General features: G+C 73.3%; 24 protein-coding genes and 2 tRNA genes. 8 read left to right on the plus strand and 18 right to left on the minus strand.

Annotated features, from left to right (window positions below):
* Window positions 1-25: 25 nt before the first annotated feature.
* Window positions 26-631: a lytic polysaccharide monooxygenase gene (locus ACGF8A_RS06310; RefSeq protein WP_393104782.1), complete on the plus strand. Its 606-nt coding sequence runs from the start codon at window positions 26-28 to the stop codon at window positions 629-631.
* Between the two features lie 53 nt (window positions 632-684).
* Here the strand turns inward: ACGF8A_RS06310 and ACGF8A_RS06315 are convergent.
* The 6 genes from ACGF8A_RS06315 to ehuB form a co-directional block, all read right to left on the minus strand.
* A tRNA-Lys gene (locus ACGF8A_RS06315) sits at window positions 685-758 on the minus strand.
* Window positions 759-854: 96 nt separating this feature from the next.
* Entirely contained in the window at window positions 855-1,613 is a 759-nt protein-coding gene (locus ACGF8A_RS06320; RefSeq protein WP_393104784.1) for an IclR family transcriptional regulator, read from the minus strand.
* Window positions 1,614-1,817: 204 nt separating this feature from the next.
* A complete protein-coding gene (ehuA, locus tag ACGF8A_RS06325) occupies window positions 1,818-2,603 on the minus strand; it encodes an ectoine/hydroxyectoine ABC transporter ATP-binding protein EhuA (RefSeq protein WP_393104786.1) in 786 nt (261 codons plus the stop codon).
* Window positions 2,593-3,243: an ectoine/hydroxyectoine ABC transporter permease subunit EhuD gene (ehuD, locus tag ACGF8A_RS06330; RefSeq protein WP_393104788.1), complete on the minus strand. Its 651-nt coding sequence runs from the start codon at window positions 3,241-3,243 to the stop codon at window positions 2,593-2,595. Before ehuD ends, ehuA begins: the two co-directional genes overlap by 11 nt.
* A complete protein-coding gene (gene ehuC, locus ACGF8A_RS06335) occupies window positions 3,240-3,887 on the minus strand; it encodes an ectoine/hydroxyectoine ABC transporter permease subunit EhuC (RefSeq protein ID WP_393104790.1) in 648 nt (215 codons plus the stop codon). The genes ehuD and ehuC overlap by 4 nt, the downstream gene beginning before the upstream one ends.
* Window positions 3,884-4,822: an ectoine/hydroxyectoine ABC transporter substrate-binding protein EhuB gene (gene ehuB / locus ACGF8A_RS06340; protein ID WP_393104792.1), complete on the minus strand. Its 939-nt coding sequence runs from the start codon at window positions 4,820-4,822 to the stop codon at window positions 3,884-3,886. Before ehuB ends, ehuC begins: the two co-directional genes overlap by 4 nt.
* A gap of 118 nt (window positions 4,823-4,940) precedes the next feature.
* On the opposite strand from ehuB, the gene ACGF8A_RS06345 reads away from it, so the two are divergent.
* Window positions 4,941-5,435, plus strand: coding sequence for a DUF3830 family protein (locus ACGF8A_RS06345; protein WP_393104794.1), 495 nt, complete (start codon window positions 4,941-4,943; stop codon window positions 5,433-5,435).
* On the opposite strand, the gene ACGF8A_RS06350 is transcribed toward ACGF8A_RS06345, so the two are convergent.
* The gene (locus ACGF8A_RS06350; RefSeq protein ID WP_393104797.1) at window positions 5,416-6,819 is read right to left on the minus strand and encodes an amidase; all 1,404 of its coding nucleotides are present in this window, start codon (window positions 6,817-6,819) and stop codon (window positions 5,416-5,418) included. The two genes, ACGF8A_RS06345 and ACGF8A_RS06350, sit on opposite strands and share 20 nt — an antisense overlap.
* A gap of 17 nt (window positions 6,820-6,836) precedes the next feature.
* A complete protein-coding gene (locus ACGF8A_RS06355) occupies window positions 6,837-7,784 on the minus strand; it encodes a D-2-hydroxyacid dehydrogenase (RefSeq protein WP_393104799.1) in 948 nt (315 codons plus the stop codon).
* A gap of 207 nt (window positions 7,785-7,991) precedes the next feature.
* Here ACGF8A_RS06355 and ACGF8A_RS06360 point away from each other — a divergent pair, with 207 nt between their 5' ends.
* The 4 genes from ACGF8A_RS06360 (at window position 7,992) to ACGF8A_RS06375 (ending at window position 13,101) form a co-directional block, all read left to right on the plus strand.
* Window positions 7,992-8,807 carry an aspartate/glutamate racemase family protein gene (locus tag ACGF8A_RS06360; protein WP_393104801.1) on the plus strand — a complete coding sequence of 272 codons (816 nt, stop codon included), beginning with the start codon at window positions 7,992-7,994 and terminating at the stop codon, window positions 8,805-8,807.
* Window positions 8,804-9,535: an aspartate/glutamate racemase family protein gene (locus ACGF8A_RS06365; protein ID WP_393104803.1), complete on the plus strand. Its 732-nt coding sequence runs from the start codon at window positions 8,804-8,806 to the stop codon at window positions 9,533-9,535. Before ACGF8A_RS06360 ends, ACGF8A_RS06365 begins: the two co-directional genes overlap by 4 nt.
* Before the next feature lie 114 nt (window positions 9,536-9,649).
* Window positions 9,650-10,465, plus strand: coding sequence for a hypothetical protein (locus tag ACGF8A_RS06370; protein ID WP_393104805.1), 816 nt, complete (start codon window positions 9,650-9,652; stop codon window positions 10,463-10,465).
* Window positions 10,466-10,782: 317 nt separating this feature from the next.
* On the plus strand, window positions 10,783-13,101 hold the full coding sequence (locus ACGF8A_RS06375; protein WP_393104807.1) for an ATP-binding protein: 2,319 nt from the start codon (window positions 10,783-10,785) through the stop codon (window positions 13,099-13,101).
* Here the strand turns inward: ACGF8A_RS06375 and ACGF8A_RS06380 are convergent.
* Both ACGF8A_RS06380 and ACGF8A_RS06385 read right to left on the minus strand, forming a co-directional pair.
* The gene (locus ACGF8A_RS06380) at window positions 13,058-13,489 is read right to left on the minus strand and encodes a response regulator (RefSeq protein WP_393104809.1); all 432 of its coding nucleotides are present in this window, start codon (window positions 13,487-13,489) and stop codon (window positions 13,058-13,060) included. The genes ACGF8A_RS06375 and ACGF8A_RS06380 overlap by 44 nt on opposite strands.
* Window positions 13,486-15,285, minus strand: a complete 1,800-nt coding sequence (locus ACGF8A_RS06385) for a PP2C family protein-serine/threonine phosphatase (RefSeq protein WP_393104811.1) — start codon at window positions 15,283-15,285, stop codon at window positions 13,486-13,488. The genes ACGF8A_RS06380 and ACGF8A_RS06385 overlap by 4 nt, the downstream gene beginning before the upstream one ends.
* 194 nt (window positions 15,286-15,479) lie before the next feature.
* On the opposite strand from ACGF8A_RS06385, the gene ACGF8A_RS06390 reads away from it, so the two are divergent.
* On the plus strand, window positions 15,480-16,577 hold the full coding sequence (locus tag ACGF8A_RS06390; RefSeq protein ID WP_393104813.1) for an LLM class flavin-dependent oxidoreductase: 1,098 nt from the start codon (window positions 15,480-15,482) through the stop codon (window positions 16,575-16,577).
* On the opposite strand, the gene ACGF8A_RS06395 is transcribed toward ACGF8A_RS06390, so the two are convergent.
* Window positions 16,556-18,391: a putative bifunctional diguanylate cyclase/phosphodiesterase gene (locus ACGF8A_RS06395; protein WP_393104815.1), complete on the minus strand. Its 1,836-nt coding sequence runs from the start codon at window positions 18,389-18,391 to the stop codon at window positions 16,556-16,558. The two genes, ACGF8A_RS06390 and ACGF8A_RS06395, sit on opposite strands and share 22 nt — an antisense overlap.
* A 338-nt stretch (window positions 18,392-18,729) precedes the next feature.
* Between ACGF8A_RS06395 and ACGF8A_RS06400 the strand changes: the two genes are divergently transcribed.
* The gene (locus ACGF8A_RS06400; protein WP_393104817.1) at window positions 18,730-20,073 is read left to right on the plus strand and encodes a M6 family metalloprotease domain-containing protein; all 1,344 of its coding nucleotides are present in this window, start codon (window positions 18,730-18,732) and stop codon (window positions 20,071-20,073) included.
* 183 nt (window positions 20,074-20,256) lie between these two features.
* Here ACGF8A_RS06400 and ACGF8A_RS06405 read toward each other — a convergent pair.
* From ACGF8A_RS06405 to ACGF8A_RS06435, 7 genes are all read right to left on the minus strand, one after another.
* A tRNA-Lys gene (locus ACGF8A_RS06405) sits at window positions 20,257-20,330 on the minus strand.
* Complete coding sequence (locus ACGF8A_RS06410; RefSeq protein WP_393105146.1) at window positions 20,321-21,022, minus strand: bifunctional DNA primase/polymerase; 702 nt, start codon at window positions 21,020-21,022, stop codon at window positions 20,321-20,323. Before ACGF8A_RS06410 ends, ACGF8A_RS06405 begins: the two co-directional genes overlap by 10 nt.
* Entirely contained in the window at window positions 21,019-21,381 is a 363-nt protein-coding gene (locus ACGF8A_RS06415) for a hypothetical protein (RefSeq protein ID WP_393104819.1), read from the minus strand. Before ACGF8A_RS06415 ends, ACGF8A_RS06410 begins: the two co-directional genes overlap by 4 nt.
* A 131-nt stretch (window positions 21,382-21,512) precedes the next feature.
* Window positions 21,513-22,853 (minus strand): AAA domain-containing protein, encoded by a 1,341-nt coding sequence (locus tag ACGF8A_RS06420; RefSeq protein WP_393104821.1) that lies wholly within the window; start codon window positions 22,851-22,853, stop codon window positions 21,513-21,515.
* Window positions 22,850-24,628, minus strand: coding sequence for a hypothetical protein (locus ACGF8A_RS06425; RefSeq protein WP_393104823.1), 1,779 nt, complete (start codon window positions 24,626-24,628; stop codon window positions 22,850-22,852). Before ACGF8A_RS06425 ends, ACGF8A_RS06420 begins: the two co-directional genes overlap by 4 nt.
* Window positions 24,619-25,881: a hypothetical protein gene (locus ACGF8A_RS06430; RefSeq protein WP_393104825.1), complete on the minus strand. Its 1,263-nt coding sequence runs from the start codon at window positions 25,879-25,881 to the stop codon at window positions 24,619-24,621. The genes ACGF8A_RS06425 and ACGF8A_RS06430 overlap by 10 nt, the downstream gene beginning before the upstream one ends.
* Window positions 25,832-26,785: a phosphatase PAP2 family protein gene (locus ACGF8A_RS06435; protein WP_393104827.1), complete on the minus strand. Its 954-nt coding sequence runs from the start codon at window positions 26,783-26,785 to the stop codon at window positions 25,832-25,834. The genes ACGF8A_RS06430 and ACGF8A_RS06435 overlap by 50 nt, the downstream gene beginning before the upstream one ends.
* Between the last annotated feature and the right edge of the window lie 162 nt (window positions 26,786-26,947).

Here is a 26,947-nt window from a genome sequence, read left to right on the forward strand (position 1 = left end):
CCCCACGTTCTCCAGGAGCGGCAGTATGCGCAGAAAGACCAAGTTGTCCGCCGCGATGGTGGGTCTGGCGACCACCGGTGCCCTGGTGCTCTCCTCCGGCGGAGCCAGCGGCCACGGCTACACCGACCTGCCCATCAGCCGGCAGAAGCTCTGCCAGAACGGCACGGTGACCAACTGCGGCAACATCCAGTGGGAGCCGCAGAGCGTCGAGGGCCCGAAGGGCTTCCCCTCCTCGGGGCCGGCCGACGGGCGGATCTGCTCCGGCAACAACACCCCGTTCGCCCAGCTCGACAGCCCGCGCACCCCGTCGGGCGGCGCCTGGCCGGCGACCAAGGTCAACGGTGGCCAGAGCTACACGTTCCGCTGGCAGTTCACCGCCATGCACGCCACGACCGACTTCAAGTACTACGTCACCAAGCCGGGCTGGAACCAGAACCACAACCTGGCCCGGTCCGACCTCAACCTGACCCCGTTCCTCACGGTCCCCTACAACGGTCAGCGTCCGCCGCAGACCCTCTCGCACAGTGGCACCCTGCCGTCCGGGCTCAGCGGCCGGCACGTCATCGTCGCGGTGTGGACGATCGCCGACACCGCCAACGCGTTCTACGCCTGCTCGGACGTCACGTTCTGAGCACATCCGGGACGCGAAGGAGCCCCCCGCTTCCGCGAGGGGCTCCTGTGCTGTGCGCCGCCAGGGACTCGAACCCCGGACCCGCTGATTAAGAGTCAGCTGCTCTAACCAACTGAGCTAGCGGCGCGTGACTCCCGCCGCCCGCGTTCCGCGGCCGGCGACGTAGAAAATACTACCCGGTCCGCGGGGGTGGTCCTGACCACCCCCACGGGTCTGGATCGGTCTAGATCGCCAGGGAGAGCAGCACCGGGGCCGCGTTGCGGTTCAGGGTGTCCGCCGCCTCGCGCAGCCGGTGGGCGTGCTCGACCGGCAGTGACAGTGCCAGGCAGCCCACCGCGGAACCGGCGGTGATCGGGACGGCCGCGCACACCGTGCCGATCGCGTACTCCTGGAGGTCGAGCACCGGCACCGTGGGCGGCTGGGCGTCCAGCCGGGAGAGCAGCACCTTGTCGCTGGTGATCGTGCGCGAGGTGAGGCGGGCCATCTTGTGCCGGGCGAGATGGTCGCGGCGGCCGTCGTGGTCCAGCTGGCCGAGCAGGCTCTTGCCGACCGCGGTGGCGTGCGCCGAGTAGCGGAAGTCGACCCACTCGTTGACCGCCGGGGTGGCCGGGCCCGCCGCGTACTGGGTGACCCGGACCTCGCCGTCGAGGTAGCGGCTGATGTAGACGGCCGCGCCGACGGAGTCCCGCAGCCGGTCGAGGGTGCGCTGGAGCTGCTCGCGCAGGGCCGCGTCGTGCTGGTGCGCGGAGCCGAGGCGGGCGAACGCGGCACCGGTGACGTAGGCCCCTTCGGCGTCCTGGTCGACGTACCCCTCGCGGCGCAGCATCCGCAGCAGGCCGTCCAGCCGGTCCGCGCGCAGGCCGGTCCGGCGGGTGATCCCGGTGACGGTGACACCGGCGGAGTGCCGTGCCACCGTCTCCAGGACGCGCAGCGCGTCCTGCGCCGAGTGGTACGGCGCGGTCGGCTCGTGCTTCAGCGCCACGGTGTCCCCCTGCGCTCGCTCGCTTCCGTCCTGGGCCTGCTCTCGCTCTCCACGATAACCGGCAAGAGGCCGGTAGTGAGCGGCAGTTGACGAGATGACGACCCTCCCAGCAGGCGCGTAGCCAGCTGGCATATGCCGCCGGGATGCCCCGCCGCCCGGACCTCGGGTGACTCTACTGGCGCGTAGTGTGACGGGCGGAAAAAATCACAGCACCGCGCTCAGGAACTCCCGCGTCCGCTCGTGCTCGGCGTCGCCGAAGATCTTCTCCGGCGGGCCCGACTCGATCACCCGCCCCGAGTCGAACATCAGGACCTGGTCGGAGATGTCCCGGGCGAAGTTCATCTCGTGGGTCACGCACAGCATGGTGATGTCCGTGCTGCGCGCGATGTCCCGCAGCACGTCCAGCACGCCCGCGACCAGCTCCGGGTCCAGCGCGGAGGTCACCTCGTCGAGGAGCAGCACCTGCGGCCGCATCGCCAGCGCCCGCGCGATCGCCACCCGCTGCTGCTGCCCGCCGGACAGCTGGGACGGCCGCGCGTCGCACTTGTCGGCGAGGCCCACCAGTTCCAGCAGCTCCCGGGCGCGGGCCTCCGCCTCGTCCTTCGGCAGGCCGAGCACGGTGACCGGCGCCTCGGTGACGTTGCGCAGCACGGACATGTTGGGGAACAGGTTGAACTGCTGGAAGACCATCCCGATCTTCTTGCGGATCTCCCGGACCTGCTTCTCCGGCGCGGGGAAGAGCCGGTCACCGCCGACGGTGATCGTGCCCTCGTCGGGCTTGATCAGGGTCATCAGCATCCGCAGGATCGTGGTCTTGCCCGATCCGGACGGCCCGATCAGGGTGACGTGCCGGCCCGCGTCGACCGAGAAGTCGAGGTGGTCGAGGACGAGGTTGTCGCCGAACCGCTTGGTCACCTGCTCCAGGCGGACCAGCGGGGTGGCGCCGGCCGGGTTGCCGTCGGTGGGCTGCTTGTTGGTGTCAACGGACAAGACGTCGCTCCAGGGTGCGCAGAAGTACGGAGGCCAGATACGAGACGAGGACGAAGGCCACGCCGATCACGGTGATGGGCTCGACGAACCGGAAGTGCTCCTGGGAGAACAGCCGCGCCTGCCCGAGCATCTCCAGCACGGTGATCGTCATGAGCAGCGGCGTGTCCTTCAGCATCGAGATCACGTAGTTCCCGAGCGCCGGCACCACCCGGCGGACCGCCTGCGGCAGGATCACCACCTGCCACGTCCGGACCGCAGGCAGGCTGAGCGCGGTCGCGGCCTCCCACTGCCCGGTCGGCACGGCCTCGATACCGGCCCGGTAGACCTGCATCGTGTACGTCGAGTAGTGCAGGCCGATCGCGAAGACACCGGTGGTCAGCGCGGAGAACGCCAGGCCCCACTCGGGCAGCACGTAGAAGAGGAAGAACAGCTGTACCAGCAGCGGCGTGTTCCGCACGAACTCGGTGAACGCCCCGACCGGCCAGCGCACCCAGCGGGTCGGCGTGCGCATCAGCAGCGTCCACACCAGCCCCAGCAGGAACGAGATCAGCGAACCCAGCACCAGCGCCTGCAGCGTGACGAGCAGGCCTTCCCAGAACTGCGGCATGAACTCGCGGACGGCTCCCCAGTCCCAGTTCATCGGGCCACCCCCGCCTTGAGTCGGCGCTCAAGACCGCGCATCAGGCGGGTGAGCAGGAACGCGATCACGAAGTAGATGAGCAGTACGTACGTGTAGATCTCCGCGCTCTCCTGCAGCGCGAGCCGCACCAGGTTGCCGCTGAACGCCAGGTCGCCCATGCCCATGACCGACACCAGGGCGGTGCCCTTGAGCAGTTCGACCAGCAGGTTGGAGAACGGCGGGACCATCTCGGGCACGGCCTGCGGCAGCAGGATCAGCCGCATCCGCTGCCAGGGCGTGAAGCTGAGCGCGATTGCGCCCTCACGCTGCGCCGGGTCGACGGAGTTCAGCGCGCCGCGCACGATCTCCGAGCCGTACGCCCCGTAGGTCAGCCCCAGAGCCAGGGTGCCCGCCCACAGCGGCACGAGCTGCCAGCCGAAGGCCAGCGGCAGCACGAAGAACACCCAGAAGATCATCACCAGGGCCGAGGTGCCGCGGAACACCTCCGTGTAGAAACCCGCGACGAAGCGCACGAGCCGCAGCCGGTGGGTGCGCGCGATCCCGACGGTGAAGGACACGGCCGCTGCCAGCAGCGCGCTGAGGACCAGCAGCTGGACGGTGGTCCAGGTGCCCGTGAGTACCAGTTCCCAGAGTCCCGAGGTCATCCGCCGCACAGCTCCTTCGCGGTCAGCTCGGTCATCTCGGCCCGGGTGAAGCCGAACGGCCTGAGGATCCGGAAGACCTCGCCGCTCTTCTTCATCCTGTGCAGCTCCACGTTGAAGGCGTCGCGCAGCTTCGTCTCGTTCGGCCGGAACGCGAAGGCGCCGCCGGCGAGCTGCGGCTTGCCGTCGATGACCGGGGTGAAGGGCCTGGTCGCCTCCGCCTTCGCGGAGCCCCGCACGACCATGCGGGAGGTGACGGCGGTGGCGGCGAAGAAGTCGACCCGCCCGGCCTCGACGGCGTTCAGCCCGGCGACCTGGTCGGGGACGATCAGGATGTCGCCGCGCCGGTACCCGGCCTCGACGGCGTGCTCGATCTGGGCGTAGCCCGTACCGGTGGCGATCCGCGCCTTCCTCGCGAACGCCGACCTGTAGTCGCGCAGCTCCATGGGATTGCCCTTGCGCACGACGAACGCGTCGGGCATCTGGTAGTCGGGGTCGGCGAAGATGACCTGCTCGCAGCGTTCCGGGGTGACGTACATCCCGGCCGCCACGACGTCGAACTGCTGGGAGTTCAGGCCGGGGATGAGCGAGCCGAACTCGGTCGGCACGGGCTGCACCCGGTCCACCCCGAGCCGTTTGAAGATCGCCTTGGCCAGTTCGGGCGCCTCGCCGGTCAGTTCGCCGTTCTTGTCGATGTACCCGAACGGGATCTCGCCCGCGATGCCCAGGCGTACGACGCCGGCGGCCCGCATCCGGCCGAGCAGGTCACCGCCGTTCGAGTCCGAGGCGGTGGCCACGCGGCTGCAGCCGGCGGCGCCCAGCGCGCCGAGCGCCGCGACCCCCGCGAGCAGCGACCGGCGGGCGGGCCCGGCGGCGGGTCCCGGAGTCGGTTCGGATATGTGGTCGGTGTCAGTCGGGCCTCTGTGTGGTGGAGCCATGGGCGCGCGGCTACCCGACCGCACGCGGGTTATGCCGGTCTTTTCGAGCCCCGCACCGACACGGGCCCGGCGGCAGGGCCCCTTGACCGCGCCGCCGCCGGGCACTCCCATGGAACCCATGGCTGATCGCTACATCGAGGTCTCGCTGGACAAACGCGCCGTCACCTGCACGGCCCGGCTGCTCGACGACCGCGCGCCGGTCACCTGCGCGGCCGTCTGGGACGCCCTGCCGCTGTCCGGCGAGGTCTACCACGCCAAGTACGCCCGCAACGAGATCTACGCCCTCTTCCCGCCCTTCGCGGCATCCGAGCCACCCCTCGAAAATCCGACCGTAACCCCCATTCCGGGCGATCTGTGCTATTTCGCCTTCGCCGGTACGGAGTTGGGCACCAAGGCCTACGGCTACGACCGCGAGGTCCGCGCCGGTACGACCCTCGTGGACCTGGCGCTCTTCTACGAACGCAACAACCTGCTGCTCAACGCCGACGTCGGCTGGGTCCCCGGCATCGTCTGGGGCCAGATCGTCGAGGGCCTGCCCGCGATGGCCGAGGCCTGCAACGACCTGTGGCGGACCGGCGCGGCCGGGGAGACGCTCAGCTTCCGGCGGGCCTGACAGCGGCGGCGGCACCCGCCTCGTACAGGGCGTGTGCCGCCCGCAGCACCAGGTCGTCCCGGTGCCGGGCCGCCACCAGCTGCAGCCCGATCGGCAGGCCGTCCCCGTCCGTCCCGACGGGCACGGTCGCCGCGGGCTGCTGGGTCATGTTGAACGGGTAGGTGAACGGGGTCCAGCCCGTCCACCGCCGGTGCCCCGAACCCTTCGGCACCTCGGCGCCCGCCTCGAACGCCGTGACCGGCAGGGTCGGGGTGAGCAGCAGGTCGTAGGTGTCGTGGAAGCGGCCCATCCGCCGGCCCAGATCCATCCGGACGTCCACCGCGGCCAGATAGTCCAGCGCCGAGCAGCGGGCACCCTGCGCGCAGATCTCCCGCAGCCCCGGGTCCAGCAGGGCGCGCTGCTCCGGCCCGAGACGCTGGGTGACGCGGGCCGCCCCGCTGAACCACAGCGTGTGGAAGGCGTCCACCGGGTCGGTGAGGTCGGGGTCGGTCTCCTCGACGTACGCGCCGAGTTCCGCCAGCCGCTGCACCGCCCGCCGTACCGCCGCCGCGACCGCGGGCCGCACCGCCACCTGCCCCCCGAGCGACGGCGAGTACGCCACCCGCAGCCCGCGCACGCCGCCCACCAGGCCGTCGGAGAAGGGCGCGGACGCCGCCGACAGCGCCGACCAGTCGCGCGAGTCCGGGCCACCGATCACGTCCATCAGCAGCGCCGCGTCCGCCGCGTCCCGGGTCATCGGCCCCACGTGCGCGAGCGTCCCGAACGCGCTCGCCGGGTACAGCGGCACGCGCCCGTACGTCGGCTTCAGCGCGAAGATGCCGCAGAAGGCGGCCGGGATGCGCACACTGCCGCCGCCGTCGGTGCCGAGCGCCAGCGGCCCCGCCCCCAGCGCCACGGCCGCCGCCGCGCCGCCGCTGGAGCCGCCCGCGGTGCGCGCGGGGTCGTACGGATTGCGCGTCACCCCGCTGAGCGGCGAGTCCGTGACGCCCTTCCAGCCGAACTCGGGTGTCGTCGTCTTGCCGAGGAAGACCGCGCCGTGCTCGCGCAGCCGGGCGACGGAGGGGGCGTCCTCGTCCCAGCGGCCGGCCGGATCGACCGTGCGGGAGCCGCGCAGGGTCGGGGCGCCGCGCAGCAGCAGGATGTCCTTCACGGTGACCGGCACCCCGTCGAGCAGCCCGTCCGGCTCACCGCGCCGCCATCGCTCCTGCGACTCCCGCGCACGGCGCAGCGCGTCCTCGGCGGTCAGCCGGACGAAGGCGTTCACCTCCGGCTGGATCGCCTCGGCCCGCTCCAGCGCCGCGCGGGCCGCCTCCACGGGGCTGAACTCGCCCTTGCGGTAACCGTCGAGGAGCCGTACGGCGGTCAGCTCGGTGAGCTCGGTCATCCACCCTCCCAGGAACGTCAGTGTCCGGGTACATACCCACGCTGTTTGTCCACCACGTTCGGCAGCGGCCGGCCCGCCTCCCACGCCTCGTACAACTCCACGAACTGCGCACCGAGTTCGTCCCGCCAGCCCGCCGTGTCGCCGCTCATGTGCGGGGACACGATCAGGTTCGGCACCTGCCACAACGGGCTGTCCGGCGGCAGGGGTTCGGCCTCGAAGACATCCAGGGCCGCGCCCGCGATCCAGCGCTTGGCGAGCGCCTCGGCGAGCGCGTCCGCCACGACCAGCTGCCCCCGGCCGACGTTGACGAAGCGGGCGGACGGCTGCATCATCCCGAAGCGGCGGGCGTCGAACATGCCCCGCGTCTGCTCCGTGAGCGGCGCCGCAGAGATCACCCAGTCGGCCCGGGACATCAGCCGGTCCAGGTCGCCGGGGCCGTGGACGCCGGTGCGCGGGGTGCGGCCGACGAGAGCGGTGGTGACGCCGAGCGCCTTCAGGGTGCGGACGATCGCCCGGCCGATCGGGCCGGAGCCGACCACCACCGCGCGGCCCCCGGTGACCTTCTGCGACTCGCGGTGCCGCCAGATCCGCTCCCGCTGGAAGTCCAGCGTGCGAGGCAGGTCCTTCGCCATCGCCAGCACGAGGGCGGCGACGTACTCGGCGATGGGCTGGTCGAAGATGCCGCGCGCGTTCGTCACCACGGTGCCGGACGCGGCGAGTTCCGGACACATCAGGTGGTCCACGCCCGCGCTCGCGGTGTGCACCCAGCGCGGCCGCGGCCCCTCGCCCGGCCAGGCCTCCCGCACGGCGTGCGAGGTGAAGTCCCACACGAGCAGCACATCCGCGTGCGGCAGCCGCTCGGCGAGCGCCGCGGCGTCCGTGTGCTCGATCAGGGCGCGGCCGGTGAGGCGGCCCAGCCGGGGGAGCGGTTCGGCGTCCAGGACGAGCAGGGTGGGGGTGGGCATGAGCAGCCGTTTCTCCAGCCGTTCGCGGGGGCGGCCGACCGTGGGTCGACGGCCGGTGACGACATGTCAACGGGGTTTAACCGCTTGTTGACCTGGGAGTGATCCAGGCGGATTGACCACGCTCGCACCCGAACCTACCGTCGTCAACACGGGCGTTCCCCACGATCCGTTGCCCACTCGTCTCCGAGCGTGAGGCCGGTGCCTGCCATGGACGTCGCTTTTCTCGGCGGACCGGCTCCGCAACGCGGAATCGGTGTCGTCGCCCCCTTCGACTTCGCGCTGGACCGCGAACTGTGGCGCTGGGTGCCCGACGAGGTCTCCCTGCACGTCACCCGCACCCCCTACGTGCCGGTCGAGGTGAGCCTGGACCTCGCCCGCCTGGTCAGCGAGCACGAGACGCTGAGCGAGGCGGTGCGCACACTGAACGCGGTCGAGCCCGAGGTGATCGGCTACGCCTGCACCTCGGGCAGCTTCGTCGGCGGCGTGATCGGTGAGCGCGCCATGTGCGAGGCGATGAGCCGGGCGGGCAACGTGCCGGCGATCACCACCTCGGGTGCGCTGCTGGAGGCGCTGGTCGAGCTGGACGTCCGGCGGGTGGCGCTCGTGACGCCCTACACGGTGTCGGTGACGCGGGCGTTGGAGAGCTATGTCGCTGAGGCGGGCGTCGCGGTCACCGGCTGCGCGTTCATGGGGCTGACCCGGCACATCTGGAAGGTGCCGTACCGCGAGGTCGTGGACATGGCCCGGCAGTCCGTGCGCGGCGCCGCCGACGCCCTGTTCATCAGCTGCACCAACCTGCCGACCTACGACGTGATCCCGCAACTGGAGGCCGAGCTGCGCATACCGGTGATCTCCGCCAACCAAGTGACGATGTGGGCGGCGCTGCGCCGACTGGGTACCCGTGCGGTGGGGCCGTACCAGGCGCTGATCGATCCGGCGGCGCGCACCGGCCCCGTACTGCCGGGGGACACCCCCGGCGCCGTAGTGCCGGAAGAAGAGCAGCAGCAGGAAGGCTGGACATGACAGCACTGGGATTCCTCTACCCGGGCCACTCCGCCGAGGACGACTATCCGCGCATCGAACAGCTCCTGGGCAGCGACATCCGGGTCGACCTGGTGCACACCGACATCGGCGAGGACGCCCACCGGGTGGACGCCCTGCTCGAGATGGGCGCCCCGGCCCGGCTCGCGGCCGGCGTGCAGGAGCTGCGGCACGCCGGTGCCGAAGCCGTCGTGTGGGCCTGCACCAGCGGCAGCTTCGTGCACGGCTGGGACGGCGCACACGAGCAGGTGCGCACCCTCGCCCAGGCCGCGGGCATGCCGGCGTCCTCGACGTCCTTCGCGTTCGTGCACGCCGTACGGGAGGTCGGTGCGGGGCGGGTCGCGGTCGGGGCGACCTACCCCGAGGACGTGGCCCGGCTCTTCGTGGACTTCCTGGGGGCGGCCGGCATCGAGGTGAGCGGCGTCCGCAGCTCCGGGATCGTCACCGCGGCCGAGGTGGGCACCTGGGGCGAGGCCGAGGTCTTCGCGCTGGCCCGCGCCGCCGACGCGCCCGACGCGCAGGCCCTCCTCCTGCCGGACACGGCGCTGCACACGGCCGCGCACATCCCGGCCCTGGAGAAGGAACTGGGCAAGCCGGTCCTCACCGCCAACCAGGTCACGGTCTGGGAGGCGCTGCGGCTCGCGGACCGCCGGGTGAACGCCCCGGAGCTGGGCGCCCTGTTCACCAAGGAGCCGATCGTGCAGGTGTGAGGGGCCCGCCGACGAGGTGGTTGCCCGGTACAACCTTGTCGCGGTCAGGGTGGTCTTGATCCCGTGGACCCCGCGCCGCACCTCGGCGCGGGGCACTGAACCGGGAGAAGAACCATGAGAGCCACCGCTGTCCGCCGTACCGCACTGACCGCTTCCGCGGCCGTCCTCGCCCTCGTGGTCACCGCCTGCGGTGGAGGCGACCAGGCCGGCGCGGAGGCCGGCGACAAGGAGGCGAAGGGCGGCGCCGGGTCCACCGAGGCGGCGGCGAAGGCGCTGACCGCCGCCGAGCTGGACAAGCTCGCGCTCGCCATGGCCGACCTCAAGGACCACCAGGTCAAGAAGCCGGGCAAGGCCGACCTCTTCGACCCCGCCACCCTCTCCGTCGAGCAGGCGGAGTGCGAGCCCGTCGCCCAGGCGCTGTCCGCCCTGCCGGCGGGCGAGCCGGCGGCGAGCGCCCAGCGGCTCGTCACCCAGAACTCCAAGGCGGCCGGCGAGGGCATGCCCTCGATGGAGGAACTGGCTGAGATGACGGAGGAGGAGGCCGAGGCGGCCATGCTCGACTCGCTCGACATCACCAAGACCATGACCTCCCTGTGGTCCTACGACGCCGACGGCGCGGAGCGGAACCTCGCCGCGCTCCGGGCGGCCGGCCAGAAGTGCGCCGGGGGCTTCTCCATGGCGGTCGGTGGTGAGAAGCAGCAGGTCACCAAGGTCACCGAGGAGAAGCTCGCGGTCGGCGAGGACGCCGTCGCCTGGACGGTGGGCACGAAGACGGACGGCGGCACCCCTGCGGAGACCAAGGTGGTCGTCTTCCGGCAGGGCACCACCCTCGCCGGGTTCTCGTCCTTCAACATCGCGGCGGCCGGCCGGGGCGAGGAGACCGCGCAGCCGACCGCGGTCATCGACGCGCAGGAGGCCAAGCTCCGGTGATCCGGAACGGGAGAACCCCGGCCCGCCGAGGCGGAGCCGGGGTTCCTCGCTGGAGCGCCGGGCAGGCCTTGCACCTGCATCTCCCCGCAGGAAGCGGGGCGTCTTTCCTTGGACCACCAACGCACTGCCCGCCGACGGGGACTGACCCCTGGGCAGGCATGATGATCGTACCCCAGCTCCCCGGCGTGCGCACCACGCGCGGTACGCGGGAGGCACAGGGCTCCCCGCCGGGTCCGCGGGCCGCGTCGGTCGCGGGTGCCGGGTAGGTTCACCCTCGGTACCCGGCGGGCATCCGGACGGGAAGCGAGGGCGGCGGCGTGGCGGACCGGTGGTTGTCGGAGCGGGCCTGGGCGGCGGAGGCCGCCGTGTCGGACGGGTTCGACCTGTCGGAGTGCGTGCGCGAGCCCATCCACCTCCTGGGCGGTATCCAGTCCTACGGCTCACTGGTCGCGGTCGACCCCGCCACCGGACTCGTGGAGGTGGCATCGCAGAACACCGGCGCGATGTTCGGGGTGGGGCCCGCCGCGCTGGTCGGCGGGCCCGTCACCCGTGTCCTGCCGGCCGCCCACTACGACGAGGCGGTGCGCGGCACGTCCGCGGACGACGAGGTGCCGGTCGCCTTCCCCGTGGTGGCAGGCCACGGGTGGCCGACGGACGGGCAGGTCGACGTGTCCGCGCACCGCCGGGACGGGCTGCTTGTACTGGAGTTCGAGCCACGCACCGGTGGCGCGCCGGGCTTCTCCACCTTCTACCAGGGCATCAGACGAGCCCTGGCCGGGCTGCGGGGCGCCGGCACCGTCGCCGACTGCTGCCGGATCGCGGCCCGCGAGATGCGGGCGCTGACCGGCTTCGACCGCGTGGTGGTCTACCGCTTCGACGAGGAGGACGGCCCCGGCGAGGTCGTGGCCGAGGACGTCACCCCGGGATGGGAGCCCTGGCTGGGGCTCTGGTTCCCGGCGACGGACATCCCGCCACAGGCCCGGCGGCTGTACCGGGAGAACTGGATCAGGGTGATCTGCGACGTCGAGGACACCACCGTGGGGCTGCACCCGCCGGTGCGCGCGGCGACCGGAGCGCCGCTGGACCTGTCACAGGCGGCCCTGCGCACCGTGTCCGGCTTCCACCTGGAGTACCTGCGCAACATCGGGGTGCGGTCGTCGATGTCGGTGTCCGTACTGCGGGAGGGGCGGCTGTGGGGCCTGATCGCCTGTCACGGGGCCGGTCCCGTACGCCTGCCGCCCGAGGTCCGCTCGGCCTGCGAGATGTTCGGCACGGCCTTCTCCCTGCAACTGGCCCTGATCGAGGAACGGGAACGGTCGGACGCCCTGAGCGAGTCGGGACGCCGGGCCGCGTCGGTGGCCCGGCTGCTGGAGCACGGGCTGGAGGACCGGTTCGCCGAGCATGTCCGGCCGGTGGCCGACCTGTTGCGTGCCGACGGCGTCCTGCTCAGCCGGGGCGGCCGGATTGTGGCCGGCGGCGCCGGCTTTCCGGAGGACCTGGTGCGAGCCCTGGCCGGACGCGCCGCCGCGCTGACACCCGGCGCGGTGTGGGCGACCGACCGGCTGGCGGAGGTGCCGGCCGGGGAACTGGCGTGGGACGGACCTCAAGGGGAAGGGCCTCAAGGGCACGGTCCGGCGGGCGTCCTGATGGTGGCGCTCAGCCGGTCCGGGGACTTCCTCGCCTGGTCGCGCGGGGAACGCCCGGCGCCCCGGCAGTGGGCGGCGGACCCCGCGGCCCCGCTCCGGGTGGGGCCGCGCGGCGAGCGGCTGACGCCGCGCGGTTCGTCGGCGGTGTTCCGGGCGACGATGCGCGGCCGGAGCCTGCCGTGGTCCGCCCGCGACGAGGCCGCCGCACGGGAACTGTGGCGGCTGCTCACCGAGTTGGTGCTGCGCCAGGCCGACGCCGTGTCGGCGCTCAACGACGAGTTGCGCACCACGAACCTGGACCTGGACTCCTTCGCCCACGTCGCCGCCCACGACCTCAAGGAGCCGCTGCGCGGCATCTCCAACGCGGCGACGTTCGCCATCGAGGACGCCACCGCCCTGGACGACGCCACCCTGCGCAGACTGCACACCATGCGACGGCTCGCCGACCGCATGGACTCGCTGCTGAACTCCCTGCTGCACTTCGCCCGGCTGGGCCGCGCCGGTTTGCGGGTCGAGGAGGTGGACCTGGGCGGCGTGCTGGACGCGGCGCTCGAGGTGGCCGGCCCGCGCCTGGAGGAGGAGCGGGTGACGCTGCGGCGCGGCCCGCTCGGACGGGTGACGGCCGACCCCGACCGGCTGCACGAGATCCTGGTGAACCTCCTGGTCAACGCCGCCAAGTACGCCCGCGACGGCGCCGACCGCTGGGTGGAGGTGTCCGCCGGGCCGGGGGAGGCGGGAGAGACCGTGATCGTCGTGCGGGACAACGGCATCGGCATCGCACCGGAACAGCAGCAGGAGGTGTTCGAGCTGTTCCGGCGCCTGCACGGAGCGACGGAGCGCGGCGGCGGCACCGGTGTGGGCCTCGCGGTGGTGAAACGCATCGTCGAGCGGCACGGTGGCCGGATGTGGCTGGACAGCACGCCCGGCCGGGGCACGGCGTTCTGCTTCACGCTGGGCGGGACTGCCGCCAGTAGTCGACCGCTCCCTTGAGCACGGTCCGGAACAGCGCGAAGTTCACCGGCTTGTAGATGTAGCTGTCGGCCCCCGCCGCGTAGCAGGCGTCGACCTCCCCCGGGGAGGTCGACGAGGTGAAGACCACGACCGTGACATCCCTCAGCTCGGGCCGGGACCGGATCGCCGCCAGCACGGCGTGCCCGCCGGCGCCCGGCATGTTGAGGTCCAGCAGGATCAGCCCCGGCAGCTCCTGGCGCGCCAGCAGCGAGTCGACCACGCCGTCCCCGCGGCTGACGAACTCGGTGCGCAGGTCGGGGTGGGTCTGGCGCAGGGCGCGTTCGATCGCCTCGGTGTCCTCGGGGCTGTCCTCGACCACCAGGACGCTGCCCTGGTCGATGCGTCCGACGTCGGCTTGCGGCTTCACGGCGTCCCTTCCAGCCGTACGACCAGTACGGCGGTGTCGTCGTTGCCCGTCGCGCGGAACTTCGCCGCCCGGGCGATCAGCTCGGCCGCCGGGTCGGGCGCCTCGTCGCACTCCCGGACGGCCTGCGGCAGCAGGTCCTCGAACATGACGCCCTCCGCGGAGCGCGCCTCGGTCAGGCCGTCGGTGAACATCACCAACGTGTCCCCGGGGCGGAGCTGGACCCGCGTGGGCTCGGCACCTATGTCGGGCAGCACGCCCAGGAACACCCCGGCGCCCTCGATCTCCTCCACCCGCCCGTCGGCTCGCCTGACCATCGGGCGGGGGTGCCCGGCGGCGACGACCTCCGCCGCGCACTCGCCCCGCCCGGTAGGGGTGAGCAGCGCGATCAGAGCGGTGACGAACCGGCTGGCCGACTGGCCGTGCAGGGCCGCGTTGAGCCGGTCCAGCGCGCGGGCGGGCGGGGTGCTGTCCTCCAGCAGGGTGCGCAGGGTGTGCCGGGCCATGCCGGTCATGGCGGCGGCCTCCGCACCGCGTCCGCACACGTCCCCGATGACCAGGGCCAGGCGGCCGTCCCGGTCGACGACGGCGTCGTAGAAGTCACCACCGACGTCCAGGGACGCGTCGGCGACCTCGTAGGCGGCGTGCAGTGCGGCGGCGGGCCACTGCGGCAGCGCGCTGGGCAGGAGCTGGTACTGGAGCAGCTCGACGTTGCGGCGGCGCTGCTCGTAGGCGGTGGTGGTGTCGATGGCCAGGGCGGCGCGCTGGGCGAGGTCGCCCAGCAGACGCGCACTGGCGACCTCCGAGCTGTCCCGGTGGTAGACGAAGGTCAGGGTGCCGATCGCCTTGCCCCGGGCGCGCAGCGGGTTGACGGTCACGGCTCGCACCCCGCGCCCCGGCCCCCCGGCGGCCGCTCCGAACGGCCCGCCGGTCAGGCCGTTCCCGGTGAGGACGACGCTCTCCCCGTCGTCGACGGCGCGTCGTCGCAGCGCCGCCAGCCAGGGGTCGTCGCGGGCGAGGTCGTCGAGCCACGGCTGCACGGAGGCCGCGACGTGCGCGGACGCCACCGGAGCCAGGTGCCCGTCCGGCCGGCGAAGATGCAGGACACAGCCCTCGGCGACGGCGGGCACCGCGAGCCGGGCGACGCGGCCGAGGGTCTCCTCGACGTCCAGGCTGGCGTCCATCTGGAGCGAGGCCTCGGCGAGGAAGGCGTCCTCGATCTGCCGGCGGTCGTGCGCGCGGTACTCCATGATGCGGCGATGGCTGGCCACGAGGATCTCGGCCACCTGGACGAGCTTGCCGGCCAGCCCGGCGTCCGGGTCCGGCCACTCGGTGAGCCCGGCGGAGAACGCCGCCCAGTCCCCGTCGCCGTCGCCCAGCCGGAACCGGGCCTCCAGCGCCCACCGGGCGCCGGCGGCCGCGAGCTCCGCGGCGTCGGGCGCGAAGTCGTCGTCGGCCGCCGACAGGTCGTGGACGTGCACGACCGGTGCGGCGCAGGGCCGCGCGGCCGCGGGGGAGGCGGGCCGGCGGCCGGGGCCCGCGAGGAGCGTGCCCGCGGGCCCGCGGGTGGTCTCGGGGACGGGCCGGTCGACGGTGGCCCTGCGCAGGTAGAGCAGCTCGCCCCCGTGCCAGCGGGTGCCGGTCACGGCCACGACGCCGGGCTCGGCCAGCACCTCGGCGTAGACGTACCGCGCCATGTCCGTCACGTCGGCGATGTCCTGAGCCACCTGCCACATGCCGTGCAGGCGCGCCGCCCAGCCGCCGTCGCCGGGCTCAGGGCGTGCGTTCGTACCGGTCAAGGCCTGATCACCTGCCCATACCTCCCACGCCGCGCCCCACCTCCTCACACGGTACTGCCACCGGCGCGGCGATCACGACCGGGACGACCGGCCCCCGCCCGCACGCACGCCGGTCAGGAGCCCGGCCAGGAATAGCCCACCCCTCCCGCCCGTTGTCCTCGGGGCGAACGTCACCCCACCCAGGAGGCCCCACCGTGTCCGAAGGCGCCACAGAGGAGGTCCGGGGCACAGCCCACGGCACCGCACCCGTCCCCCTCTCCGTCCTGGACCTGGCCACCGTCGGCGCCGGCAGTACCGCCACCGAGGCCCTGCGCACCAGCGTGGACATCGCGCGCCTCGCGGAGCGGCGCGGCTTCCACCGCTACTGGGTCGCCGAGCACCACTCCATGCCGGGCGTCGCCTCCTCGTCCCCGGCCGTGATCCTGGCCCATCTCGCCGCGCACACCGGCCGCATACGGCTGGGCTCGGGCGGCGTCATGCTCCCGAACCACGCGCCCCTCGTCGTCGCGGAACAGTTCGGCACCCTCGAAGCCATGGCCCCCGGCCGCGTCGACCTGGGCCTCGGGCGAGCCCCCGGCACGGACGGCGCCACCGCGGCGGCCCTGCGCCGCTCCGGCCGGCTCGACGAGGGCGCCGACGACTTCCCCGAGCAGCTCGCCGAGCTGACCCGGTTCCTGGACGACGACTTCCCCGACGGCCACCCCTACCGCCGTATCCACGCGGTCCCGGGCCCGGTCCAGGCCACCTCGCCGGGCGGCGTGCAGTCACCGCACCGCCCGCCGGTCTGGCTGCTCGGCTCCTCCGGCTTCAGCGCCCGGCTGGCCGGCCTGCTCGGCCTGCCCTTCGCGTTCGCGCACCACTTCTCCGCGCAGAACACCCTCCCCGCGCTCGACCTCTACCGGCAGTCCTTCAAGCCGTCCGCCCTGCTCGACGAGCCGTACGCCCTCATCGGCGTCTCCGCGCTCGCCACCGAGGACGGCAAGGAGGCCCGGCGCCAGGTCCGCGCCGCCGCGCTCAGCATGATCCGGCTGCGCACCGGACGGCCCGGCCTCGTGCCCACGCCGGAGGAGGCCGAGGCCTACGAGTTCAGCCCGCTGGAGGAGGAGTTCGTCACCTCCTGGAACGCCAACGTCGTCCACGGCACCCCGGACGAGGTGCGCGCGGGCCTGGACGACCTCCACAAGCGCACCGGCGCCGACGAGTTGATGCTCACCGCCAACGCGCACACCGGCCAGGTCCGGCTGCGTTCCTACGAACTCGTCGCGGACGCCTACGGGTTGCCGACCGTCTGACCGTAAGGGCAGGCCGGCAGTTCGGAGATGCGGTCGGGCGGCACCGGACGGGAGTACAGCCACCCCTGCCCGGTGTCGCACCCGATCCGGCGCAGGCGGCCGGCCTGTGAGGAGGTCTCGACGCACTCGGCGGTGACGGTCAGCCCCAGCCGGTGCGCCAGCTGGATCATCGCCTCGACGATGACCTCGTCGGCCGGGCTGGCGTGGGTGCCCGCGTCCTCGTACTGGAAGCCCCGGACGAAGGACCCGTCCAGCTTCAGCACCGACACCGGCAGTCTGCTGAGGTAGGCGAGGTTGGAGTAGCCGGTGCCGAAGTCGTCGATGGCGATGCGGACGCCCATGTCGCTGAGCGCCTGCAGGGCCTGCAACGGGCGGCCCGCGGAGCCCATCACCGCCGACTCGGTGAGCTCCAGCTGGAGCAGTTGCGGGGCGAGCCCCGTCTCGCCGAGGATCTCGGCGACGTCCGCGACCAGGTCGGAGTCCCAGACCTGGCGTACGGCGACGTTGACGGAGACGAACAGGGGCGGCTCGCCGGGGCGTTCGAGCTGCCAGCGGCGGGCCTGACGGCAGGCGGTGGCGAGCACCCAGCGGCCCAGCGGGACGATCGCGCCGTCCTCCTCCGCCAATCCGATGAACCGATTCGGCGTCAGCATGCCGAACTGCGGGTGGTTCCAGCGGACCAGCGCCTCCACCCCGCTGAGCCGTCCGTCGGCCATGCCGACCAGCGGCTGGTACTCCAGGACGAACTCGCCCCGGTCGATGGCCGGGCGGAGCGTGGAGGCGAGCGCCTGGCGGGTCATGCGATGCGCGTTGCGCTCGGGGTCGAACAGCGTCCAGCGGGACTTGCCGTCCGCCTTCGCCCAGTACAGCGTGGTGTCGGCGGCCTGCATCAGACCGGTCGCGGTGGTGCCGGCGGCCTGCCGTTCCACGACCCCGATCGACGCCGACAACGACAGCCGCTGACCGGCCAGATCGAAGGGTTCCTGGAGGGCCGTGAGCACCGACTCGGCCAGCTCCGCGAGTTGCTCGGTGCCCGTGGAGTCCTCGACCAGCAGCGCGAACTCGTCCCCGCCGAGCCGGGCCACCAGCGGTGTGCTGCCCCTGCCCCAGCCGGCCTCTTCCGCGCAGCGGCCCAGCCGCTCGGCCACGGCCGCGAGCAGCCGGTCGCCGACCCGGTGGCCGAGGGTGTCGTTGACCGCCTTGAAGCCGTCCAGATCCAGGTAGCACAGGCCGACCCGGCCGGTGCCGCCGCGTTCGTACGACTCCAGGTCGAGGGCGGCCGAGAGGCGCTCGAAGAACAGTGTGCGGTTGGGCAGCCGGGTCACCGGATCGTGCATCTGCAAGTGCCGCAGCCTGCCCTGGAGTTCACGCCGTGCGCTGATGTCGGCGGCGGACAGCAGCACGCCGCCGGCGCCGTCGCGCAGCGGCTCGACGGTGACCTGCACCCAGACGCTGTGCCCCTCGGGGTGCTTCAGCCGCCGGCTGCACCGCAGTCTGGCCTCCCGTCCCCGCAGCAGCTCGCGATACGCGTGCCAGGTGCGGGCGTCGGAGGCGAGGTCGACCAGGTCGGCGGCGACCCGTCCGCCGAGTTCGCCGGGACCGGCGCCCAGCAGGTCGGTGAGGGCCGCGTTGGCGCTGACCACCACGCCTTCGCGGTCGACGACGGCCATCGCCAGTGGCGCGGTCGCGAAGGCGGACCGATAGGAGTCGGAGGCGTCGGGCCCGGTACCTCGCGACGCCTGATGGTTACTGTCTGTGACGGCCGGCCCGATGAGGTCTGCCGCGGGCGCCGGCCCTTCGGACGTTCCGCTCACCGCTCGCTCCCGCAGTGCACTCGATCTGCTCGATCTCTGCTCGATCTCTGTCCGGGCAGGAAAGGGTCAGGAAAGTGTGCCGATCATAGAGGGCCGCTCCCGCCGCTCGCAGCCCACTGTCCAGTGTCGCGGAACACGCGCGGAACGACCCGCCCTCCTGACAGATCGTTTCTGCCCGCCTGGGGCCCGGTTCTCCCGCGCCCCGACCGATTGTGACGGTCCGTGAGCGGTTCGGGGGTGTCGGCCGGTTTTCGTGACCCGTTCGGAGTCAGGCACCCTCACTCGTCCGGTGCAGGCAAACAGGGCATACAACAATAAATTCACACAGTCTGGATGCGGTGTCCCGCGAACCGCATCCGGAGGTCCATGTGCCGCGCCAGCTGCCCCTGGGGGAACGCACCCGTGAGGCCTTCCAGGGGCTCGGCCGCGTCGCCGCCCGCCCCCGACTGCGCAGCACCGCGGCCGTGTTCACCACCTTGTCGGCGGTCGCGGCGACCTCCCTCATCGCCTGCCCCTCGGTCGCGGAGCCCTTCGCGGCCGGACCCTGTGCCCTCACCCGCACCCAGGCTCACCACTCCGAGGGCCTGGACACCTGGAACGCCGCCTACCCGCGGCCGGCCGGCACGCTGGACGCGGTCATGGTCTTCCTGTCCTTCCCGGACTCCCGCCCGCTGACCACCCCCGCCGAGCTGAGCGCCGACCACTTCCCGGCCACCAGCCGCTACTTCGAACGCGCCTCCTACGGCAAGTTCCGCCTCCAGCCCCACGCGGTGCCGCACTGGATCCGCATGCCGAGGCCCTCCACGGCGTACGCCATACAGCGTGACTGGGCCGCGGCGCACCGGTCCGCCTATCTGCGTGACGCGCTCGCCGTCGCCGACGGTCAGGTCGACTTCTCGCGCTACGACGTCGTGTACTTCGTCGCCGACCCGCACGCCCCCGGGGTCGACTCGGACGCCACGAAGGTCGTCAACCTGGACACCCCGTTGCGCGCCGACGGCACCGAGATCCGCCGGATCGTCACGGTGTTCGAGAACCACCCGCCGGACCGGCTCGTCCTCGCCCACGAGACCGGCCATGTGTTCGACCTTCCGGACCTCTATCACCGGCCGGACGACGGAAAGGGCGACTGGGACACCCATGTGGGTGACTGGGACCTGATGGGCAGCCAGTTCGGGCTGGCCCCGGACCTGTTCGGCTGGCACAAGTGGAAGCTGGGCTGGCTGGAGCCCCGGCAGGTGGTCTGCGTGCAGGGCGGCCGGCCCGTACGGCTGACGCTGGAGTCGCTCGGCGCGGCACCCGGAGTGCCGGCCACCGCCCCGGCCGGCGCCCCCGCCTTCGGAGCGGGACGCGGGACCAAGCTGGCGGTGGTGCGCACGGGGGCCGACAGCGCCCTCGCCATCGAGGCCCGTGGCTCGGTCGGCAACGACCGGGAGAGCTGCCGGCAGGGCGTCCTCGTCTACCGCGTCCACGCCGGCGCCGAGTCCGGCGGCGGCCCGGTCCAGGTGATCGACGCCCACCCGTACACGGAGGCGTGCTGGGAGGGGTCCGTCTACCCCCCACTCGCGGACGCGCCGGTCGCGCTGGGGGAGAGCTTCACCGTGCCGGGTACCGCGGTGCGGGTGGACGTGGAGGGGCGCACGGCGTCGGGAGGATGGACGGTGAAGATCACGAACGGGTGACCGGGTGACCTCACGGCAGACGGCCACGGGTGGCCGACGCCGAGAGTGAGGCCGAAAGGGCGAGGCCGCACAGGAACGACGATGGCGGGGGGGGGGGGGGGGGGGGGGGGGGGCGCCCCCCCCCCCCGGGGGGGGGGGGGGGGGCGGGGGGGCCCCCCCCCCCCCCCCCCGCCATCGTCGTCGTGCGCCGCCAGGGACTCGAACCCCGGACCCGCTGATTAAGAGTCAGCTGCTCTAACCAACTGAGCTAGCGGCGCCTGCTGACGTCGTAGACCTTAGCACCCTGGTCGCGGGGAGGAAAAATCGATATCCGCACCGCTGGGCGGGCCGCCCGGACGGCAGCCCAGAGCAGGATTTCCGGGCCGGGGAGCCACGGGTCAAGGGTGTCGGGGGCGACGAGCCAGCGGGAGCCGGACGCCGCCTCGGGGTCGGTGGGGGCCGGGGCGGGGACCGTGACCGCGTCGCCCGTTCCATGGCAGAGGAGCGGCGGGACGGCGGCCGTCCGGCCCGGGGGCCCCGCGCCCGCGGACCCCCACTCCTCCCACTCCAGCAGCGACGGCAGCCGCTGCGCCGTGCCCGGCGCCGCGAACAGCAGCATCCGGCCCCGGAACACCGCGACCGGCCCGGAACCGGGGCCGTCGTCCCACAGCCGGTCCAGCATCCGGCGCCCGAAGATCGCGGGCGCGCTCACGACGTCGAAGGCGGAACCGCAGGGCAGCACCACAGGTGCGTCCGGCCGCTCCTCCCAGAACGCGAGGGTGCTGCGCGGATACGTTCCTGCCGAGGCGAGCCAGGCCGCGCCGTCCGAGGTCAGTGTGCTGCTGCTCATGGCAGCTACAAGTACCGGGAGTGAACGCCCCGTTCCCCTGGGTTGCCGGAAACCGGGACAGGAGGGGGCCGGAAGGGGTACCTTGCCCGGCTGGCATATGCCGAGAGGGTGGACCCTCAGACGGGATCCGGGCCCCGCGCGTCGACGCCCCGCAGCAGATCGCGGCCGAACTCCACCATCTTCTTGGCGTAGTCCTCGGTCCACTCGGCCTGCTCGGCGATGTCCGCCGGAGTCAGCCGGTCGAACCGGCGCGGATCGGCGAGCTGGGCCGCCGCCATGGCCTGGAACTCCACCGCCCGGTCGGCCGCGGCCCGGAACGCCTGCGTCAGCTCCGTGGCCCGGGCCAGCAGCCTGCGGGGGTCGTCGATCGACTCCAGATCGAAGAAGTGCTCCGGATCCGAGGCCGCCTCCGCGGGCTCGAAGAGCAGGGGCGCGGGGCGTAGCCGCGGTTGGTTCCGACGCGGCGTGGGCTCCGCCATGTCCTCATCTCCTCCTCGTACGTGTCCGACGGCACCACCGTCCAGGGTGGGCCACCCTCAATTCTCTCGCGCCCGCGCAAGGGCGCCCTGAGGCCAGGAATCGGGTGCGCGGCCGCAGGCCGTGACGCCGCTCACGGTCGCCACCCCACCCGGTGCCCGGCCAGGTGGGCCAGCACGGCGTGGTTCGCCTCCCACCCGTCCGGAAACTTGACGGCCGTCCCCAGCTGGACCGGCTCCGTCGACGGGTAGTCGTCCAGCAGGTCGCTCACACCGGCCCGGCAGACCACGACGCACGCGTGCCGGTGGCGGGAGGCCAGCACGCACAGGCGGCCGGTCTCCAGGTGGAAGGCGGTGGCGTCGGGGCGGCCGGAGAGCGGGTGCAGCACGACCGTGACGTCGTACTCCCGGCCCTGGAGCCGGTTCGCCGTGTCGACGGTGACCTCGTGGACACCGAGCTCCGCCAGGGCCGCCCGGACGGCCGCCGCCTGGTCGCGGTGGGCCGTGCCGACGGCGATCCGGCCGGCGGTCAGGGGCGTCGGCTCCGGCGAGCGGTCCGACGAAGCCGCCCCGCCGCGGTCCAGCAGCCGCCGTACCACCGCCGCCACCGCCCGCACCGCCTCCGGGTCGGTGCGCGGCGTGTGCCGGGCGGGCAGCTCCAGCAGGCCCCAGCCCGACTCCGCCGCCTCGTCGATCACCCGGTCGGGCCCGGAGCCGTCCGACGGGACACCGAAGGTGAGCCGCCGGTCACCGTGACCGGTGCCGCTGCGGAACGGCGTGAACGGGTAGAACGCGTCCGAGACCAAGGGCGCGGCCGAGGCGGGCAGCCGCCAGGAGACCGGCAGCCGGTGCTGCGGCAGCTCCGGGTTGTGCGCGAGCAGGGTCGTCACGGCGGACCCCGAGGGGTCGTACGACAGCCCCGCCCACTGCTCGCTGCCCACGATCGCGAACGGATCCAGCTGCCCGGGGTCACCGACGAACAGCGCCCGCTCGAACAGCCCGGCCACGGCGAGCAGGGAGTCCGACCGCATCTGGTACGCCTCGTCGACGATGGCGTGCCGCCACGGCTCGTCGACCTTCACGTGACCCCATTTGGCGGCCGTGGAGACAACCACCGGCAGCCCCGTCAGGTCCGCCGCCTTCGCCGACTTCCGTACGTTCGCCAGCTCGTCCAGCGCCTTGTCGTACGGGTCCGCGTCACTGCTGTGCAGGCGGCCCACCGGCAGCTCGGGGTCCTTCCCGGCAAGCCGCAGCACCAGGTCGTCGACCTGGGCGTTGGTCTGCGCGACGACCATCAGCGGGCGGCCGGCGCCGGCCAGTTCGAGCGCCGCGCGCACCACCAGCGTCGACTTGCCGGCGCCGGGCGGGGAGTCGACGACGACACCGCGGTGCGGGCCGTGCAGGGTGTCGTGGAGGATCGCGCCGGTCGCGCGCGCCGCCGCGGCACCGGGGTCGAAGGCGGTCTCCGTGGTCACAGGACGTCCTCCTCGGTGACGGGATCGGCGGGTTCCGGACCGGTCCGCTCACCGGGCGGCCCGCCGTGCGTCCACGGCGTCTCCTCCGGGTCGGGCAGCTTCGCGCCGCCCCGCTGCTCGTGCTCGAACAGCGTGAAACACACGCGGTCGCCCTTCTCCGGCACGGACCCGGCCTCGGGTTCCTTGCCGCGCCCCATCTTGTCGAGGATCCGCAGGACGAGCAGCCCGCCGCCGTGACCCCCGGGCCCGCCGTGACCCCCGGGCCCGCCGTGACCCCCGGGCCCGCCGTTACCGCCGGGCCCGCCGTTACCGCCGGGCCCGCCGTGACCCCCGGGCCCGCCGTGACCCCCGGGCCCGCCGTGACCCCCGGGCCCGCCGTTACCGCCGGGCCCGGCGGCGTCCTCCGGCGCCCCCTCGTCCTCGTACGCGACGAACTCGGCCGCCTGTGGCTTGCCGCCCAGCGAGCGGTACACCTTCGCACGCTCGCCCAGGTGCGGCCGGTCGTCCGTGCGGACGGTGACCAGCGGGCGCGGGCTGGGCCGCTTGCCCTCGCTGTACGCCATGACCACATCCGTGACCTCGCCGGCGAACGCCTCCCCGGACAGCCGCCGCCCCGCCATCACCAGCGGATCGTCGAGCGCCTCCTGGGCCTCCAGGCGCGCCTGTTCACGCTCGCGCGCGGCCAGCTTGTTCGCCGCCGTCACCGCGTCGTCGCGGCGCGGCTGCGGGGGCTCGCCCGCGAGCACCCGGTCACGATGACCGGTGAACGACCAGCGGTCACGCGTCCAGCGCTCCTCGACCCGCGCCCCCTCGGGCAGCTCCCGCAACAGGTCGAGGCCCCGCCAGACCGCGTCCCAGGTGGGGCGCGTGACCCGCTCGACCAGGGCGCGGATCTCCCGCTCGGCGGCGGTGACGTCCCCGAGCCGGTCGTCCGCCTCCAGGCCGTCCTCGGCGGCGGCGAGGGCGGTGCGCGCCCGGTCGTAGCGATCGATGGCCGGGGCGAGCAGCTTGTTGTCGAACGCCGGGTCGGTGGCCGGTCCCGCCGGCGGACACAGGAGCTGGCCCTTCCCGTCCCTGTCCAGCTCGGCTCGCAGGGCGGCCTCGGCGCCCGTCCTGCCCTCCGGCGGGTCGATCCAGGCGAGCAGCGCGCCCAGGTGCTGGTCCTCCAGGCTGGACTGGCCGGTCGCCCAGTGCCGTGAGAGCACGTCCGTCAGGGCGAGCAGCAGTGCGGAGCCGGGGACCCGCGCGCGTTCCCCGTAGTGCGTCAGCCACCGGCCGAGCAGCGGCACCCGCGGCGGCGCGGGATGGGGCGTCCCGGGGTCCTGCTCCGCCGTGCGGCGAAAGCGCATCGAGCGTCCCAGGAGCCGTACGAGGTCGATGCCCGGGCGGCTCGGAACGATCAACTGGGGGGCGTCCGCGCACAGTTCCACCTCGACCTTGACCCGCTTGCCGGTCTCCGGGTCGGTCTCGGTGCGCTCGGCCGCCTCCACGCTCTCGGCGTGCGCGTCGAGGTACGGCAGGACCACCTCGGCCACTTCGGCCAGGAAGGTGAACCGGAGGTCGCGGTCGCGTGGCTGCGGTACGGCCAGCAGGCGCGGCGCGTCCCGGTCGGTGCCGACCAGCGCGCCGAGCGGGGCACCCGCCTCACCGGCGGTGGTCAGCGGTACGAGGACGAGGGGGCGCTCGGACAGGTGCCGGTGCCGGACGGTGGCGGCCGGCTGGGCGCGCCCGGCGCCGACGGCTTCGAGCCGGGCGAGGGTGGAGATCAGCGACACCGGGCGGCCTCCGGGCCCTCGGCACGCCGGCGGGGTGCGTCGGGGTGCTGCGGCCCGTGCGTCCCCGAGGGCTGTGCGGCGGGCGTCCCGGCGGGCCCCGGTGCGGGCGTCCCCGGGTGCTGTGCAGGAGGTGACCCGGGGTGCTGCCGGCCCAGCGCCTCGGCGCGCAGCCGGGCCGCCCGGCGCAGGGCGGCCACCGCCGGGTCGCCGGGGTCGCCGAGCTCGCCGCGGGACGCCGCGAGGATCTCCTCGACGGTGGTCAGACCGCCCAGTTCGGCGCGCAGGGAGCGGCCGAGGGAGGTCACGGCGCCCCCCGCGCGCGAGCGTTCCCGGCAGTGGAAGGCCAGCTCGCACGCGGACAGGCACTCGGGCGCGTACATCGCCGGAACCGACTCCACCGCGGCCGTGAGCCGGTCGGCGGGCAGTTCGGGGGAGAAGCACGTGCCCTCGGGGAGCGCGTCGGCGATGTCCTCGATACGCGTGAGGCGGGTCAGCTGGCGCCGGGTGACCGCGCGCTGCTTGCGCACGTCGACGGCGGAGGCGGTGGGCAGGTTGGAGAAGTCCTTCGGGCAGACCAGCAGGACCTGGTGGCGCACCGGCGGGACGGGATCCATGCGGGCGGCGACCTCCTCCAGCGCCAGCACGTACACCGCCGCCTGCCGCGCGGCGGCGCCCACCTTCGCGGGATCCGCGGAACCGTCCAGCATCGGGAACGACTTGATCTCGACGACCGTCCAGGTGCCGTCCGGGTGCACGACCACGGCGTCCGGCTCCAGGAACGCGGGGGAGCCCGCGACGTCCAGCGCGAGCATCGGATGGTCGAGCAGCGTCCAGCCGCCGGCTTCGACGGCCTCGCGCAGTGCCGGCGCCGTACGCGCGGCACGGCCCTCGGGACCGACGGCCGACAACTCGGGCAAGCGCGCTTGCGCGGGGGCCTGGGCACCCGGGTCCAGCTTCTCGTGCGCCAGCCGCAGCAGGTCGGCGCCGCCGTCCGCCTTGACGCGCGCCTCGAACGCGTTGCCGCGCATGAAGGCGAACTGAGACTGCCCGAACGCCGGCGGCGAGCCCAGCGCACCGGCCAGCGCCGCCTTGTTCACCCCGGCGCCGTCGAGGATCGCGCGCCGTCTGCAGCCCGGGTTGGCGGCGAGGGCCGCAAGGGCGCGGGCGTCCAGCGCCTTGGCCGGGACGTCGGGACCGCGCAGCTCAGCGAGCCGGTGCCGGAGCGCCGTCCCCCGCGTCCGTGGGGGAGGCACTCGGCTCGGCTCCTGATCCGGACCGCGACTCGCGCTGCCGTGGAATTCGCTCACCCGCCGAAGTCTGACATCCGCCACCGACAACCGAGGCCCGAGTGGCCCAGGAGTCCGTCGTCGCCGGTGCGAGGCGGGCCGTCAGCGATGTCCGCACGCGGTTCGAGGCGCGCATCACGTACGGCGTCAGCAGCAGCCCGGCGCCCATCACCGCGGCGCCCGCGACCGCGTCGAGGAAGTAGTGGTTGGCGGTGCCCATCACCACGATCGTGGTCACCAGCGGATAGACGACCCCGGCGGCCTTGGCCAGGCGTGTCCCGCCGTACCGCCACAGGATCACCCCGCACCACAGCGCCCAGCCGACGTGCAGGCTGGGCATCGCGGCGTACTGGTTGGTCATGCCGCCCAGTCCGCGTGGCGCGCTCGCCTCTCCGGCCCACCAGCCGTACGTGCTGTACTGGGCCATCGTGTCCACGAAGCCGTACCCGGCGGACAGCAGCCGGGGCGGGCAGGTGGGCATCAGCGTGAAGCCGACCAGACCGATGAAGGTCGAGGTCATCAGCCAGGTGCGGGCCGCGCGGTAGCGCACCGCCCGGGACCGGAAGAGCCAGATGAGCAGCGCGGGCGTGACCAGGTAGTGCAGGGACGCGTACCAGAAGTCGGCCGGTACGCCTATCCACGCCTCGCGCGTGAACAGGCGGTTGAGCGGATGCTCGGCATTGAGATGCAGGGCCTGCTCGAGTCGCAGTATCGCCAGGCCGTGGTCGACGGCGGTGGTGGCGTCGCCGCGGGCGAGCAGCCGGCCCGCCGAGTAGCAGGCGTACACCAGCAGGATCAGCGGCAGCTCGGACCACCAGCGCAACCGGGGGTGGGGGGCCGCCTCGATGCCCGGTTTCTCGGCGTGCGGCATCCGATCGCCCTCCCCCTTCTTGTCGCGGCGCCCCTCGGCCCGGCGGCCGGTCGTACCACTTTACGGTGTATGTGTCTGCGCCCTGCGGGTGCCCTTCCGGCCCTGATAGACGCCGGGATCGCCCCCCGGGTTGCCCCTGGAGGAGGTGCGCGATGATGGAGA

The sequence above is a fragment of the Streptomyces sp. NPDC047706 genome (assembly GCF_043204795.1).
Lineage (GTDB): Bacteria > Actinomycetota > Actinomycetes > Streptomycetales > Streptomycetaceae > Streptomyces.